Origin of the sequence: Mesorhizobium sp. M0276, from assembly GCF_040321755.1 — a bacterium.
Lineage (GTDB): Bacteria > Pseudomonadota > Alphaproteobacteria > Rhizobiales > Rhizobiaceae > Mesorhizobium.
On record NZ_JAMYSC010000008.1, the window covers coordinates 1 to 13,716 of the forward strand.

General features: G+C 58.6%; 12 protein-coding genes. 8 read left to right on the forward strand and 4 right to left on the reverse strand.

Translation table 11 applies throughout. The annotated features are described in order from the left end of the window. Window positions 1–380: 380 nt before the first annotated feature. Window positions 381–1,457, reverse strand: a complete 1,077-nt coding sequence (locus tag NKJ01_RS08235; protein ID WP_352727357.1) for an FAD-binding oxidoreductase — start codon at window positions 1,455–1,457, stop codon at window positions 381–383. A 91-nt stretch (window positions 1,458–1,548) separates the two neighbouring features. Beyond that, window positions 1,549–2,406, reverse strand: coding sequence for a LysR family transcriptional regulator (locus tag NKJ01_RS08240; RefSeq protein ID WP_023758498.1), 858 nt, complete (start codon window positions 2,404–2,406; stop codon window positions 1,549–1,551). 130 nt (window positions 2,407–2,536) lie between these two features. Between NKJ01_RS08240 and NKJ01_RS08245 the strand changes: the two genes are divergently transcribed. From NKJ01_RS08245 to NKJ01_RS08270, 6 genes are all read left to right on the forward strand, one after another. After that, entirely contained in the window at window positions 2,537–3,619 is a 1,083-nt protein-coding gene (locus NKJ01_RS08245) for an amidohydrolase family protein (RefSeq protein WP_352727359.1), read from the forward strand. An 11-nt stretch (window positions 3,620–3,630) separates the two neighbouring features. After that, on the forward strand, window positions 3,631–3,984 hold the full coding sequence (locus tag NKJ01_RS08250; protein ID WP_352727361.1) for a Rieske (2Fe-2S) protein: 354 nt from the start codon (window positions 3,631–3,633) through the stop codon (window positions 3,982–3,984). A gap of 121 nt (window positions 3,985–4,105) precedes the next feature. Continuing rightward, window positions 4,106–5,713 carry an ABC transporter substrate-binding protein gene (locus NKJ01_RS08255; protein WP_352727363.1) on the forward strand — a complete coding sequence of 536 codons (1,608 nt, stop codon included), beginning with the start codon at window positions 4,106–4,108 and terminating at the stop codon, window positions 5,711–5,713. Between the two features lie 91 nt (window positions 5,714–5,804). Continuing rightward, on the forward strand, window positions 5,805–6,851 hold the full coding sequence (locus tag NKJ01_RS08260; protein WP_352727365.1) for an ABC transporter permease: 1,047 nt from the start codon (window positions 5,805–5,807) through the stop codon (window positions 6,849–6,851). After that, window positions 6,848–7,732, forward strand: coding sequence for an ABC transporter permease (locus NKJ01_RS08265; RefSeq protein ID WP_352727367.1), 885 nt, complete (start codon window positions 6,848–6,850; stop codon window positions 7,730–7,732). The genes NKJ01_RS08260 and NKJ01_RS08265 overlap by 4 nt, the downstream gene beginning before the upstream one ends. After that, entirely contained in the window at window positions 7,722–9,353 is a 1,632-nt protein-coding gene (locus NKJ01_RS08270) for an ABC transporter ATP-binding protein (protein WP_352727368.1), read from the forward strand. Before NKJ01_RS08265 ends, NKJ01_RS08270 begins: the two co-directional genes overlap by 11 nt. A 428-nt stretch (window positions 9,354–9,781) precedes the next feature. Here NKJ01_RS08270 and NKJ01_RS08275 read toward each other — a convergent pair whose 3' ends face one another. Beyond that, the gene (locus NKJ01_RS08275; RefSeq protein ID WP_023758506.1) at window positions 9,782–10,699 is read right to left on the reverse strand and encodes a membrane protein; all 918 of its coding nucleotides are present in this window, start codon (window positions 10,697–10,699) and stop codon (window positions 9,782–9,784) included. A gap of 574 nt (window positions 10,700–11,273) precedes the next feature. Further along, entirely contained in the window at window positions 11,274–11,567 is a 294-nt protein-coding gene (locus NKJ01_RS08280; RefSeq protein ID WP_352727370.1) for a hypothetical protein, read from the reverse strand. A 575-nt stretch (window positions 11,568–12,142) separates the two neighbouring features. Between NKJ01_RS08280 and NKJ01_RS08285 the strand changes: the two genes are divergently transcribed. Then, window positions 12,143–12,427 (forward strand): hypothetical protein, encoded by a 285-nt coding sequence (locus NKJ01_RS08285; protein ID WP_023758508.1) that lies wholly within the window; start codon window positions 12,143–12,145, stop codon window positions 12,425–12,427. Window positions 12,428–12,836: 409 nt separating this feature from the next. Then, the gene (locus NKJ01_RS08290) at window positions 12,837–13,709 is read left to right on the forward strand and encodes a ferritin-like domain-containing protein (protein WP_352727372.1); all 873 of its coding nucleotides are present in this window, start codon (window positions 12,837–12,839) and stop codon (window positions 13,707–13,709) included. Window positions 13,710–13,716: the final 7 nt, after the last annotated feature.

The following is a 13,716-nucleotide window of genomic DNA, read 5'->3' on the forward strand; positions in this document are numbered from 1 at the left end:
CCGTCATGTGTCCGCCGCTCCGCTAAACACGGGAGCTGCGCGGCGGACACGCCGACGTCACAGCTACCGCCACGCCATTTTTGCAGAACTTGACGCACACAACTACTGCAGGCGCTCCCGCCTGCACCACGCCGCATGTCGGGCCGATAACGGACTGAGCTTCGAGTGCGGGTTGTAAGAAGCGGACATTCAGGCGCTCCCGTGGACTGCCCTAGATCTGACACTCGCGTCCACAGGTGCGCGGTTGGCAAACCGGAAACTGAGGCAGAGAGGGGGCGGCCCGACGCCCACCTCGACGACAGCGGCGGTTTCTTGTTTTGAAGCACCATGGATGCCAATGCGTGCCTCGGCCGACATCTTCAATGCTCGATGACACTGAGTTAAACGTCGAGCAAAACCGTTCCTTGTGGGCGGCTGCAACATGCCAGGACATAGCCGGCCGACTTCTCTTCAGCGTTCAGTCCGCCTAGGTCGTCCATCGCAACTTCGCCGGATAGTTTGGCTATTCGGCACGTTCCGCAAACGCCCTGCTGGCAAGCGGTCGGTATATAGATGCCACAATTCCGTGCCGCCTCCAGCAGGGTCTCTCCAGGCGTGCATTGATACTCCAGGCCCGAGCGGGCGAAACGGACCGAAGACGGAACCGCTGAACCCATTTCCGAACGCGAACCGTTGCTGCCTCCGAAACTCTCCTCGTGATACTGGGCCGGCGGGAGGCCAATTGCGTCAAGACAGGCGCGTGCCGTCTTCATGTATCCTTCGGGCCCACAGGCAAAAACGGTGCGCTTGTGGAGATCGGGAACCAGGCTCAGCAGCATCCGACCACCAATTCGGCCGGTTGAACCCGTCCAAGCGGGACCTCCCTGACTGCAAATCAAAGTCACTTGAACGTTGGGAAAGCGAGCGGCAAGTGCTTCCAGTTCCGATCGGAAGACGATGTCGCCTGGCGTTCTCGCACTGTGAATGAAGCGGATCTCCCTGTCATCCGCGCGATCGGTAAGTGCACGCAGCATGGACATGACCGGAGTCACGCCGCTACCGCCCGAAAGGAAAACGGGTTTCTGAGCCGGCAACTCATCAAGATTAAACGAACCGAGCGGCCCTTCGATCTCGATCTCGCTGCCTGGCCTCACATTGTCATGGAGCCAGTTGGAAGCAAGCCCGCCTGGCGTTCGTTTCACCGTGATCTGAAGATCAAGCGGTCGAGTCGGCGGTGATGATACAGAGTAGGAGCGCGTCATCGCGGCACCGTTAATCCTGAGATGCACGAGAACATACTGGCCGGCGCTGAAGCAGAACATCCGATCTGCGGCAGACGTGAGAACGAATGTCTTCACATCGTGCGTCTCGTCGATTACGCGACGGCAGAGCACAACATCTCGCGTCTTTTGTGTCCATTGCCGCTGACGCGACGTGGGCACGATATCGGATGCTTGGATGGAAGCGTATGCGTTCATTGTTCGGCTCGGCTTTGCGGTCGAGCGAACATGCCAGTTCTTATCCCGTAAAACAGCAGTATAAACCCAACGTTATGATCGGCAATTTCGATTAAACTTCCAGCGACATAACGGCGAGATGGAGAGCTCGGATGCCTTTGCGAATGATCGGTTCGTGTTTGCGACGTGCCAGTATCGCCGTGTGAACTGGCTGGTGCAGCGTCGGCGCTCCTTCAACGAGGAACGATGGAAGCTCGGCGGTGAACCGGCGCGCATCATCGCTACGCATGTAGCAAGTGCCGCCCGTTCGCCGAAGCATGATCTCCGCCAGCGTTTCCGATCCGGTCGAAAGTCGACAGATCGCCAATTGAGCCAGCAGCTCCGCGTGCGTTTTCTCCAGCAGAACGGTGTAGCCTGGGCGGATGTAGGTGTCAGGATCAACATCCGACAGCGTTCTGGCGGCAGTCGAAACCATCACATATTCCTCGACCATCAGGTGCTCGTAGGCGATCTCGGGCAAGTAGCGAGGGGCATAAAGCACCGCGATATCCAGGTTTCCCATGCTCAAGTCGCTGACCATCTGGTTCGAGTAATCCGACTCGATATGAATCGAGGACTTCGGAAGGACCTGGCACAGTGTCTCGACCCACCCGGGTAGGACTGAGCGGGTCATGCCCACTTGGGCGGCAACGCGCAAGGTGCCTTCGAAACGGTTGAACGCGCGTACGTCGTGGCGAGCTTGCGACCAGGTCGAGAGCAGAGACCTGGCGTAAGCTTCGAACCGGCGTCCCGCGGCAGTCGGCTCTGCCCCGGCGCGTCCACGCTGGAACAGTTCGGACCCGATTGCGCTCTCCAGGTTCTTGATGCGGGTGCTGATCGTCGATTGGGTCAGGCCCAACCGATCCGCGGTCCGATTGAAATTTCTCGACTCGACGATATCGAGAAAGGTTTCGATGTGATCAAGCTGCATTGAACCTTCGATCGAAAAACTCGATCATATTGGCACGTTTCATAAGCTTGATCAAACGACAGCCAAGGCGGAAGCTGCACCAGTCAGCGATCCGGCAGCATCGCCGGACGAGGCTACGGAGCGGAACAAAGTGTTTATAATCGACTGCGATTGTCATAATTACTGGTCAAGCGCCACGGTATTGCAGCCCTACCTTTCCGGCCTCTGGAAGGACATGTTCGTCGAAGGCGAGAAGACAGGTCCCGTTGGGGCATTCCCGCACGGCCATCGTCCCTGGTTTCATCCGCAGGATTTCTCCCGCAAGGACGTCCGTCCGAAAACCGAAGCCGATAACTATCTCATTATGAAAGAGAAGCACCTCGACAAGTACAAGATCGACGTGGCGATCCTGACGGGTGATGAGCCGATCGAGGCGTCAACCCTCGCCAACCCCTATTATGCCAGCGCCTTGGTCAGCGCCTACAATGACTACCAAATCGATCAGTGGCTGCCGAAGGACGACCGTTTCATGGGCTCGATCATCATCGCGCCACAAGATCCAAAGCTCGCCGCCGCCGAAATACGTCGCCTTGGCAATCACCCGCGCATGGTGCAGGTGCTCGCTTCCCAAGGATCCGTCAAGCCGTATGGCGACCCGTTCTACCACCCGATTTACGAAGCCTGCGCTGAAGTAGGATTGCCCTTCGCCATCCATCTGGGCGGCCATGGCGGAGTGAATTCAACTGCCATCGCTCCTGCCCCAACGACGTTCTTCTGGGAGACCCACGCTATCCTCCACATGTCGGCAATGTCGCACGTGGCCAGCATGATCGCGCATGGCGTCTTCGAGAAATGGCCGGACCTCTATTTCGTGATCATCGAGTGCGGCGTCGCTTGGGTCCCATCGGTACTCTGGCGCCTGGACGCCGACTACAAAGCGCTGCGCAAGGAGACGCCATGGCTGAAGATGCTGCCGTCGGAATATTGCAGGCGCAACATCCGCTTTTCCACGCAGCCGCTGGAACAGCCCGCAAACATCCAGCATCTGTGGTCCACGCTTGAGGCGATGGACGGCGAAAATACGTTGATGTTTGCGTCCGATTATCCCCACTGGGATTACGACGATGCAAACACGCTGCAGATCCCTCCTGCCTGGAAGAGCAAGATCATGGGACTGAATGCGCTGGAGGTCTACAAACGCATCCCGCGCGCGCAAGCGGCGAATGCCGCCTGAGGAACCATGTGATGCCCGAAAAGACCTACATCTGCCGCGTCGACGAAATCGAATCCGGGTCTCCCTTTATCGCCAAGATCCGCAGCCTTTCGGTTGGCGTTTTCCGCGTCGGGGATTCATTCCACGCGCTGCTGAATGTTTGTCCGCACCGCGGCGCTCCACTTTGCGAGGGACCGCAGTGTGGAACGACCGCGCCCGTCGAACAGGCGCAATTCATCTATCATCGCGAAAACGAGATCGTCCGATGTGCCTGGCACGGCTGGGAATTCGACATCAAGTCAGGTGAGGCGTTGGTCGATCCGTCGGTTCGCGCTCGCACATTTCCAGTCACCGTCGAAGCCGGCAGTATCTATGTGACGGCCTGATTGGCCCAAAGCCGATTGGGATTGGAAAATTCGAAGGAAAGGTGGCCGCAGCCAACTAGCAGATTTGTTTGCAGGTGCTTTGACGAGAAAAACGCGGAGAACTCCGCAATGGGAGAGTCGAATGTCAGAATCTGAATACAAGCTCGGTATCGCGCAAAGCCTGATCGGCGGCGGCAAGGTTTCCCGCCGCGACTTCATTCATCTTGGGCTGGCCGCAGGCCTGACGGTCGCCGCCGCCGACACGCTCTTCGTCGCCACGGCGCGGGCCGAACCGATGCAGGGCGGCTTCGCCAAGCTCGGCATGGCTCACGGCGCGACGACAGATTCAATCGATCCGGCCGGCTACCCCGATACGTTCACACAAACCGCATTTTCGGGCTCGCTGTCCAACGCCCTCACCGAGGTCGACGCCAAGGGCAATGTCCAACCCGACATCGCCGAGAGCTTCGAATCTTCGGATGGGGCCAAGACCTGGGCCTTCAAGCTGCGCAAAGGCGCAACGTTCCACAACGGCAAGACTGTGACGGCGGATGACGTCGTGACCTCATTGCAATATCACATGGGCAAGGACACAAAATCGGCGGCGAAGTCGCTATTGGAGTCCGTCGCCGAGATCAAGGCGGACGGCCCGGAAACGGTGGTCTTCACGCTCAAGAGCGGCAACGCCGATTTCCCTTACATTATGAGTGACTACCATCTGGTCATCATGCCAGCCAAGGACGGCAAGGCGGATTGGGCCTCAGGCGTTCGCACGGGCGCTTTCGTAATCGAGAACTTCCAGCCCGGCGTTTCGGCCAAACTCAAGCGCAATCCGAACTACTTCAAGAACGGCAAACCATACCTCGACGAGGTGGAGTTCATCGCCATTACAGATCTTGCCGCTCGCATGGCGGCATTGTCTACGGGGGAGGTGGACTATATCGGCCGCGCCGACTTGAAGACTCTCGGCATGCTCAAACGCAATCCCAAGGTGGAAATCGTCGAAGTCACTGGCTACGGTCACTATACCTTGCCGATGAATGTCACGATGGCGCCGTTTGATAATCCGGACGTGCGAATGGCCCTGAAATGGGCGATCAATCGTCAGGAGATCGTCGACAAGATCTTTCTCGGCCACGCCACCGTGGCCAACGACAACCCGATCGCGCCAGCGATCAAGTTCGCCAAGGATCCGCAACCGCAGCACAGCTTTGATCCGGAAAAAGCCAAGCACTACCTGAAAAAGGCCGGAATGGAGAACCTGAAAGTGGATCTCTCGGTCGCCGATGCCGCTTTTGCAGGCGCGGTGGACGCGGCTTCGCTCATTCGCGAGACGGCAGCCCAATGTGGCATCGACGTAAATGTCGTGCGTGAGGCCGAGGACGCTTATTGGGACAATGTCTGGCTCAAGAAACCCTGGTGCGCTTCCTATTGGAGCGGTCGAGCGACGGCCGACTGGATGTTCACCCAAGCCTTCGCCGCGGACTCCAGCTGGAATGAGTCGTTCTGGAAAAATCCCCACTTCAACGAATTGCTTGTCCAAGCGCGCGCCGAGACGGACGAGGTGAAGCGAGCGGCGATGTATGCGGAGATGCAGCAGCTAACCCACGATGATGGCGGCAGCATCGTGCTGGTCTTCAACAATTTCGTCAGCGCTCAATCCAAAAAGCTCGCACACGGCGAAGTGGCGCCCAATTGGGAGAACGATGGACTGAAAATGGCCGAACGCTGGTGGATCGCCACTGCATGAGATGGCGGGCCGGAGCCGCGTTGACTGTGAGGCTCCGGTTGGCTTCCCTGGCTGTTGCAAAGGCTGCCGCCCAAACAGGAAACGCACGCCCATGAACCCTGTCGCAAAAACAGTTCTGGAGCGGCTTGGGCTCGGCCTGATTACTTTGTTCATCGTGTCCATCATTATCTTCTCTGCGATCGCGATGCTCCCCGGCGACTTCGCCAAGGCCACGCTCGGGCAATCGGCGACGTCCGAAACGGTCGCCGCATTCCAGCGAGAAATCGGCATCGATCGTCCACCTGTCGAACGCTATTTTGTCTGGGTCGCGCAGATGCTCCACGGTGACTTCGGCTCCTCGTTTGCGAGCCGCACCGGATACCGGCGTAGCGTGGCCGAGATCATCGCGCCACGGCTATACAATACGATGTTCCTCGCAGCGGTGACTGCGCTGATCGCAGTCCCGCTGGCCCTGGGGCTTGGCATTCTTGCCGCTCTGTATCGCAACGGCTGGTTCGACCGGCTGGTGAATGCTGTGACGCTGACAACCATCTCGTTCCCGGAGTTTTTCGTCGCCTATATGCTGGCCTACCTGGTCATCTCGCGCGACACGTTCATCGGATCCGATTTCGCTCAATCCCTGCCCCATTGGCTCACTATCTCACTGAACTGGGCACTCAATGCGGTTCCCAAATTTCCGACATTGTCGAATGTGAACGACCAGACGCCGTTTGGGGAGCATGTCTGGAAAGTGGCGCTGCCGGCAATCACCCTTACGCTCGTCATCGTGGCCCACATGATGCGCATGACCCGAGCGGCCATCATCAACATGCTGGCAAGCCCCTACATCGATATGGCGCGCCTCAAGGGAATGTCCCCGATGGTGATCGTGCTGAGGCATGCCCTGCCCAATGCCTGGGCTCCCATCGTCACCGTGGTGGCGTTCAATCTGGCGTATCTCATCGTTGGAGTGGTCGTGGTCGAGGTCGTGTTCGTCTATCCCGGCATCGGTCAGTTGATGGTTGATGCGGTGAAATCCAGGGATGTTCCGGTCGTTCAGGCCTGCGCCCTGATTTTCGCCGCGACCTACATCCTGCTCAATCTGATAGCCGATATTATCTCCATCGCCACCAACCCCAGGCTCTTGCATCCACGATGACCAGCTTCGAACCTATCGCGGCGATTCAAAGGCTGAGGCGCTCGCGTGCTACCCGAGCGAAAACGGCCCTGAAGAGGGCACCCTTCAGCGCATGGTTCGGGATCGTGGTGATCCTCGGCTACGTTTTTGTTGCGGTTTTCGCGCATTGGATCGCGCCATACGGGGAGACTCAGGTCTTCAGCGAAGCCTTCGCGCCGTGGAGCCAGGAGTTCAAATTGGGAACCGATCAGCTCGGCCGCGACATGCTCACCCGCTTGATCTACGGTGCGCGCAACACCATCGCTATCGCAGTCGCGACCACGTTGCTGTCCTTCGCGGTTGGCGTCTCGCTCGGTCTTCTTGCCGCGTTGCACAGGGGATGGCTCGACCAGATATTGTCGCGTGCGGTGGACGTGTTGATGTCAATCCCAAGTCTGATCTTCGCGCTGGTGCTGCTGTCGATCTTCGGCTCGTCGATCACCAGCCTGATTGTGATCATTGCCCTTCTTGATTCCACCCGTGTCTTTCGGCTTTCTCGCGCCGTTGGGCTTAACGTGGCCGTGATGGAATATGTGGAGGTGGCGCGATTGCGCGGCGAAGGCGCGAGGTGGATCATCGCCAAGGAAATCCTTCCCAATGTAATGCCGCCGCTGGTCGCAGAGTTCGGCTTGCGATTTTGCTTCGTATTCCTCACCATCGCGGCGCTGTCCTTTCTCGGCGTCGGTATTCAGCCACCGACCGCCGATTGGGGTTCGATGGTGCGGGAGAACGCAACCCTGATCACTTACGGAGACGTCACGCCGCTCCTTCCGGCCGGCGCGATCGCTCTCCTTACGGTGTCAGTCAATTTCGTCGTGGACTGGTTCCTGCACGCAACAAGCGGGTTGCGGGATGAAAAATAGCGGTCCAGGCCCGCGCGAAAAAGGAAAGGATCTACTGCAGATCCGCAAACTGCATGTGGAGGGGTTCTCGGACGAGCGGTGGCATCCCATTGTGCGCGGGATCGATCTGACGCTGAAGCGGGGGGAGGTTCTGGGCCTGATCGGCGAGTCAGGCGCCGGCAAGTCCACCATTGGCCTTGCCGCAATGGGTTATGCCAAGCCGGGCTGCCGGATCACACAAGGCTCGATCTTGTTCGAAGGGATTGATCTTCTGGCAGTCAGTGAAACAGTGCGCCGTCGCCTCAGGGGCTCCCGCATCGCCTATGTCGCGCAAAGCGCGGCGGCCTCTTTCAACCCGGCCCACCGGCTGTTGGAACAAACCGTCGAAACTGCGGTGGCGCATGGAATTGCCAGCCGGGAAGAGGCAAACCGGAGCGCCGTCGATCTTTATCGACGTCTTCAGCTCCCAGACCCGGAGACCATAGGCTTTCGCTATCCTCATCAGGTCTCCGGCGGGCAGTTGCAAAGAGCAATGACGGCAATGGCTATGGCTTGTCGTCCGGACCTCATAGTGTTCGACGAGCCAACGACCGCGCTCGATGTGACGACGCAGGTCGAAGTTCTTGCCTCCATTCGCAACATCGTGGAGGAATTCAATACGGCCGCAATCTACGTGACGCATGACCTGGCGGTGGTAGCGCAAATGGCGGACCGCATTATGGTTTTGCGCGACGGGCTCACTGTGGAGGAGGCTGAAACACGGCAGATGCTCGCTGCGCCTGCCCAGGAATACACCAAAACACTGTGGGCTGTGCGCAAGCTCGCGAAGCCCGAAGTTCCGGCCGAAGAGTATCTGCTGACGATAGACCACGTTACCGCGGCCTATGCCCGAACCGTCAAAGTGCTCGAGGATGTCTGCATCAAAGTTCCACGCGAAAGAACGGTGGCTGTGGTCGGCGAGTCCGGCTCCGGGAAGTCGACCCTCGCTCGGGTCGTCACCGGCCTTCTACCATCGCTTTCGGGGTCGATCTCTTTTGCCGGCCAGCCCCTTTCAAAGAGCTTGAAGATGCGCCCGAAGGAGGTCCTGCGCCGCATACAGATGATTTATCAAACGCCTGACAACGCGTTAAATCCGCGCCAGACGGTCGAAGACATCATAGCGCGACCGCTTGAATTCTACCTCGGCTTTAGCGGCGCGCAGCGGGATCGCCGGATCGGCGAACTCATGCATATGGTCGAGATGAGCGAAGCTTACCTGGACCGACTGCCGGCCGAATTGTCGGGTGGCCAAAAACAGCGCGTTTGCATTGCCCGGGCGCTTGCGGCCGATCCGGATCTCATTATCTGCGACGAGATTACGTCCGCGCTCGACCAGATCGTGCAGGAGGAAATCCTAAAGCTCCTCATGCGCCTGCAAAAGGACTTCGGCATGAGCTACCTCTTCATCACTCACGACATTGCCACCGTACGGGCGATAGCCGACGAAATTGTCGTCATGCACCAGGGCAAAGTCGTTGAGCAGGGTATGAAGAGCGAAGTTCTTACGCCGCCGCATCCGGCTTACACCGAAAGGCTCTTGTCGTCCGTACCGGAAATGGATCCGGACTGGCTGACAAGGCTGCTGGCCAGGCGGAAAATCTGATAGGATCGCAAGGTGGACAGGAAGAGAAACCCGTCCACCAGGCACCTGCCGTCCGTCCTGCTGCCAGAACACCCCGCGACCGCTAGGCCGCATAGCACTGGGACGGAGAGATGCCGCACGATCATCACCCGCCTGTGCGTTCGATCGTGAGTTTTTTCCCACGTGAGAGCGCGACCAGCAAGACGGCACGATCGTCGCCGCTGCGCCGACTGCACCCAGCGCGGTCGCGTATTTCAGGCAAATTGAATCTTGGCCCGTTCTGAGCGATGGCATGCCCCAGCAGTAGGTCGCGATTGCCCGTCAATCCGATCAAGATCATCGTCAGTGAGGTCGCCTCATTGCTCCTCGGCTTCGATCACCTCATTGGTTCGACCGGTATAAATTGAGGCGTGACGCCAAACCCGCCGCCGGCCGATGCGATCCGGACTTCAACGGGTCAGAACGAGGGCCTCCTCCTCGTCGCGCTGCTTGCCACCGTACACTGCTGCAACGCTCGCTATGAAGGCGCCGACAACCATCGACAATGCGCCTATAAGTGCGAAGGACGCAGTGGCTTTCCTTGCTGTATCGGCCGCCTGCTTGGCCTTGGCCTTGGTGTCGTCGACTTTGGCGATCACCGCATCCACTCGAGCCTTCGCATCGGCCTCCGACAGGCCTGTGCGGGCGGCGACGAGTTGCGCCAGATAGGCCTTGTCCTCAGGCGATATCTGGCCATTTGCCGCCCCCGCCAGCAGGATTCGCGTCGCCTGTTCCGTAGCGGTGGCGCCGTTCTGTTCATTGGCGGGCGCTGCGGCGGGGGTCGCCGCGCGGAACAGAGAATCCACAAAATAGCCGGTCCAGATGCCAGAAGGTGGGGCACCTGTCGTAGCCGCATTGGCGGCTGCTGTCGTTGCCCCCGTCGCGGCGCCTGACGCCACGGAGGATGCAGCCTGCACACCCGTGCCCAGCGCCGCCGAAAGAGCCGAGCCCAGCACGCCGGCAACAAGCAATGTTGCCAGCGCCCACGCAAGGAAACCGTGCGCGGTGTCACGAAAAAAGACTTCGTCGGTGTGGACATTTACCCACTTGGTGCGCAGCCGGCCGGTGAGATAGCCGCCTAAGCCAGCTGATAGCCATTGAACGACGACAAGCCAGGCAGCCGCCGAAACCGCGAAGGTCGTGGTCGAAGCGCTCGCTCCGGTCCAGGGCGAAACCATGGTCAGTCCTAGACCGGAGCCGACCAGCATCAGAATAACGGTCAGCGTCGAGGCCGCGAAAGCGCCCGCGACGATCGGCCCCCAGCTGACGGCCGATGAGGATGACTCAGTGACCGGCGTGATGTCTGTCGATGAAACCACGGTTCCCATTTTCACCCCCTACCGCGCAAGAAGCATAATCAGAATGATGATTGGGATCGGCACTCCAAGCAACCAAAGCAAGATACCTCGACCCATAACTACCTCCTTTAAAAGGTGCTGAGACGAAGTAACAATTCTCCATGAAGGTTTTCGTTCCAAAGCTGCCGCTGGGCATTATGCGGCAACTCTTCTCCTGCGCGAGACTGGTCCAGGCACGCAAGTTACCCGGCTGACGGCAAGCGGTGCGTTGTCGTGGAATCTGCCCCTCGATACGTGCGGAGTTTACCGCGCCTGTGTTGCGCCGCCTTGTCGAGAGCCTTGGCTGGGCCCGTCATTGTTTTGGTGGGCAATAAGACTCAATCGTTTGGAAAGTTCCAGGGGCTTGAGGCTGTTCAGGAGGTTAGGCATAATAGATAGAAAGGCTGTCCTGCGCGGAGCGCGTTACCCATAGTCGCCATCGCATTCGGCTCGTAGGCAGCGATCGCGAGAAGTTCCCAAGTAGGCGTTGGGACACGCCGCAGGCACAAACTAACGTGCCTTCGTCACCGCCCTATCGTTGTTTCGCGTAGTGAGCTTGCGCGAGCTACTCGCGCACGGTTACCCGCGATGTCGCTGAGACCTCGGCAATGGAATCAATATCGACAGTGACAAGACCGCATCCGTCGATACGAACGGTGACTTTGCCGTCCTCTTGATCGACGCGCGTGGCGAAACCACTGATTTCGACTTTCTGGCCTACCTTGGCCTTCTGCGGCGTGTCGATGGCAAGCGGGAAATTATAGGTCGGCACACTAACGCTCGAAACGCCGTCCTCCATCACCTTCAGGATGGTGGCCGATAGCGTGATCTCATCTCCGACTTTCGGTTTTCGCGCCATTCAAATCGCTCATGATCGTGATTGTGATTGAAACATGCAACTCAGCTGAAATGTTCCCGACCCTGCTCACTGCCATTGGATTAATTGCTAAGTTTTACTCAAAATGCCATCGCTGGATGTCCCCTCAAGCCCCAGCAAGCCGACGCGGCCTGCGTCCCCAAAGGTTTAGAGCGTGCCGGCTTCCCTATCGCGCCAGCACACCTTGTGGGCTGCGCGAAGGCGTTCCACACCGGTCGGCCAAGCCCGTTCCCTCAAGGGCTAGAAGCCTCCGCACGACGACGACCAGTAGCTGAAGAGGACGAAAAGCCCCGCCATAGGAGCGAGCTGCGCCGAACTCTTGAAGCGGTCAAATCCATGAGGTTTAGACCCTCGTGGGTTGTATGGGAGCCGTCTGCATCAGGCTTGCCTAAGTGCGCGCCCTGGCCGTCATGAAACGTCAGGCGAGGCCGTCTCCGGTCAAGCTTTTCGCTAGCAAGACGTTGCTAAAATATACGTTATCCACGCCGGAACCAGGTGGTCAAGCGCACGTTGCTTCGTGCAGTCACGACAAGCTTGTTGACCTGAAGGAGGTTAAAATGAGCATGAAACTTCTCGTTGCTGCAATCGCGCTCGCATCGATGGGGGGTGTTGCGATGGCTGGTTCCACAACCGGCACATCCGCGCTCGACGATCCTGCCAAAATGTCGCCGTTCTTCACCGATGCCGGTATGAAGACATTGAGGTCCGAAAAGGATTTCAAGACCGCGTGGACGGCCATGAAACCCGACGAACGAACGGCGGTGTTGAAAGACTGTGGCGACACCACGCTTAACAAGGCGCATGCGGAATTTTGCGCAATGGCCAAGAAGATGGGCAGCTAAAATAGCGCTGCCAACCACCGAAGACGAACATTAAGTCCGGCTTCGGTGGTCGTGAATGGATGGCGTGCTTCGTCGGCGATTGCCTAGCGCCGTTGTTCCTGCGTCGCTGTTCAAGCCGATTGAGTTGCGAGACTGATCGGCAGCATCACCATTGACTGGATGCGCGACAGGGCTCGCTGGGGTGTAAGAGCCGAAAGTGGATGAGCAGTTACCTGTTCCACGCGGTCGGACGCAGCCACCATGCTGATCGCAGCCTGACCATTTCGAAAGGATAGCGCCTCGACGACCTGCCTTGCCTCTGGGGCGGGAGATCTGGGTCTTCTCGGAACATTAGGCATTTAGCGAAGTTTGGTTGGACGGCTCGCTCTTGGGGCCAAAACGATGGCCAGGCGGGCTTTGGGAGGAAGCTATGATCGATGTCACGCCTTCGCTTCACGTCTGTCGCCGGCGGGCACTGCAAATTGGCCTGGGAGCAACGCTCACTTCAACCATCGGCCTTGCTCCGGCTTCGCCCGCTTTTGCGCAGGATGGCGTTAAGGACGAAGACATTTTCCGCTTTGCACTCAACCTCGAATACATGGAGGCGGAATACTATCTTCGGGGTACCACTGGAAAAGGCATCGAGGATTCAGATGCCGGTTCCAAGCCCGGCGATGTCGTCGGCGGCAAACAGGTTTTCTTCGAAACGCCCGCGCTCGGTGAATTCATGCGGGAAGTTGCGGAAAACGAACTTGCCCATGTTAGGTTTTATCGCAAGACGCTTGGGTCGGACGCCGTCGACCGGCCGGCAATCGATTTTGATGCCGGCTTTGCTGCAGTCGCGAAGGCTGCGGGCCTGAGTGCGGACTTCGACCCCTTTGGCAACCAGATGAATTTCGTGCTCGGCGGCATGCTGTTTGAGGATGTGGGTGTAACGGCCTACGCTGGAGCGACAACCGTTCTAAAGAACAAGCAGTTCCTGGCTGCTGCAGCCGGTATTCTCGCGGTCGAAGCTTACCACATGGGAATGGCGCGGTCTTCGCTCTACCGCATGGGCGAGAAGGCCTGGAAGGCTGCCAATGCCATTTCCGACGCGCGGGACAAGATCGACGGGCCCGACGACAAGGACCAAGGCATCTATGTCGACGGCAAAGCCAACTTCGTTCCTTCGACGCCAGACGCGATCGCCTTCACAAGAACACCGCAAGAGGTGCTGCGCATTGTCTATCTGAATGATCAACCCGGAGTGAGCAAGGGCGGTTTCTACCCCAACGGGATGAACGGAACGCTCAGGAGCACTTAAATGATGG

Bases quoted from the DNA above. Each gene is read 5' to 3' on its own strand.
- NKJ01_RS08235 (WP_352727357.1), bottom strand. From the start codon at position 1,457: ATGAACGCATACGCTTCCATCCAAGCATCCGATATCGTGCCCACGTCG.
- NKJ01_RS08240 (WP_023758498.1), bottom strand. From the start codon at position 2,406: ATGCAGCTTGATCACATCGAAACCTTTCTCGATATCGTCGAGTCGAGA.
- NKJ01_RS08250 (WP_352727361.1), top strand. From the start codon at position 3,631: ATGCCCGAAAAGACCTACATCTGCCGCGTCGACGAAATCGAATCCGGG.
- NKJ01_RS08255 (WP_352727363.1), top strand. From the start codon at position 4,106: ATGTCAGAATCTGAATACAAGCTCGGTATCGCGCAAAGCCTGATCGGC.
- NKJ01_RS08260 (WP_352727365.1), top strand. From the start codon at position 5,805: ATGAACCCTGTCGCAAAAACAGTTCTGGAGCGGCTTGGGCTCGGCCTG.
- NKJ01_RS08265 (WP_352727367.1), top strand. From the start codon at position 6,848: ATGACCAGCTTCGAACCTATCGCGGCGATTCAAAGGCTGAGGCGCTCG.
- NKJ01_RS08270 (WP_352727368.1), top strand. From the start codon at position 7,722: ATGAAAAATAGCGGTCCAGGCCCGCGCGAAAAAGGAAAGGATCTACTG.
- NKJ01_RS08275 (WP_023758506.1), bottom strand. From the start codon at position 10,699: ATGGGAACCGTGGTTTCATCGACAGACATCACGCCGGTCACTGAGTCA.
- NKJ01_RS08280 (WP_352727370.1), bottom strand. From the start codon at position 11,567: ATGGCGCGAAAACCGAAAGTCGGAGATGAGATCACGCTATCGGCCACC.
- NKJ01_RS08285 (WP_023758508.1), top strand. From the start codon at position 12,143: ATGAGCATGAAACTTCTCGTTGCTGCAATCGCGCTCGCATCGATGGGG.
- NKJ01_RS08290 (WP_352727372.1), top strand. From the start codon at position 12,837: ATGATCGATGTCACGCCTTCGCTTCACGTCTGTCGCCGGCGGGCACTG.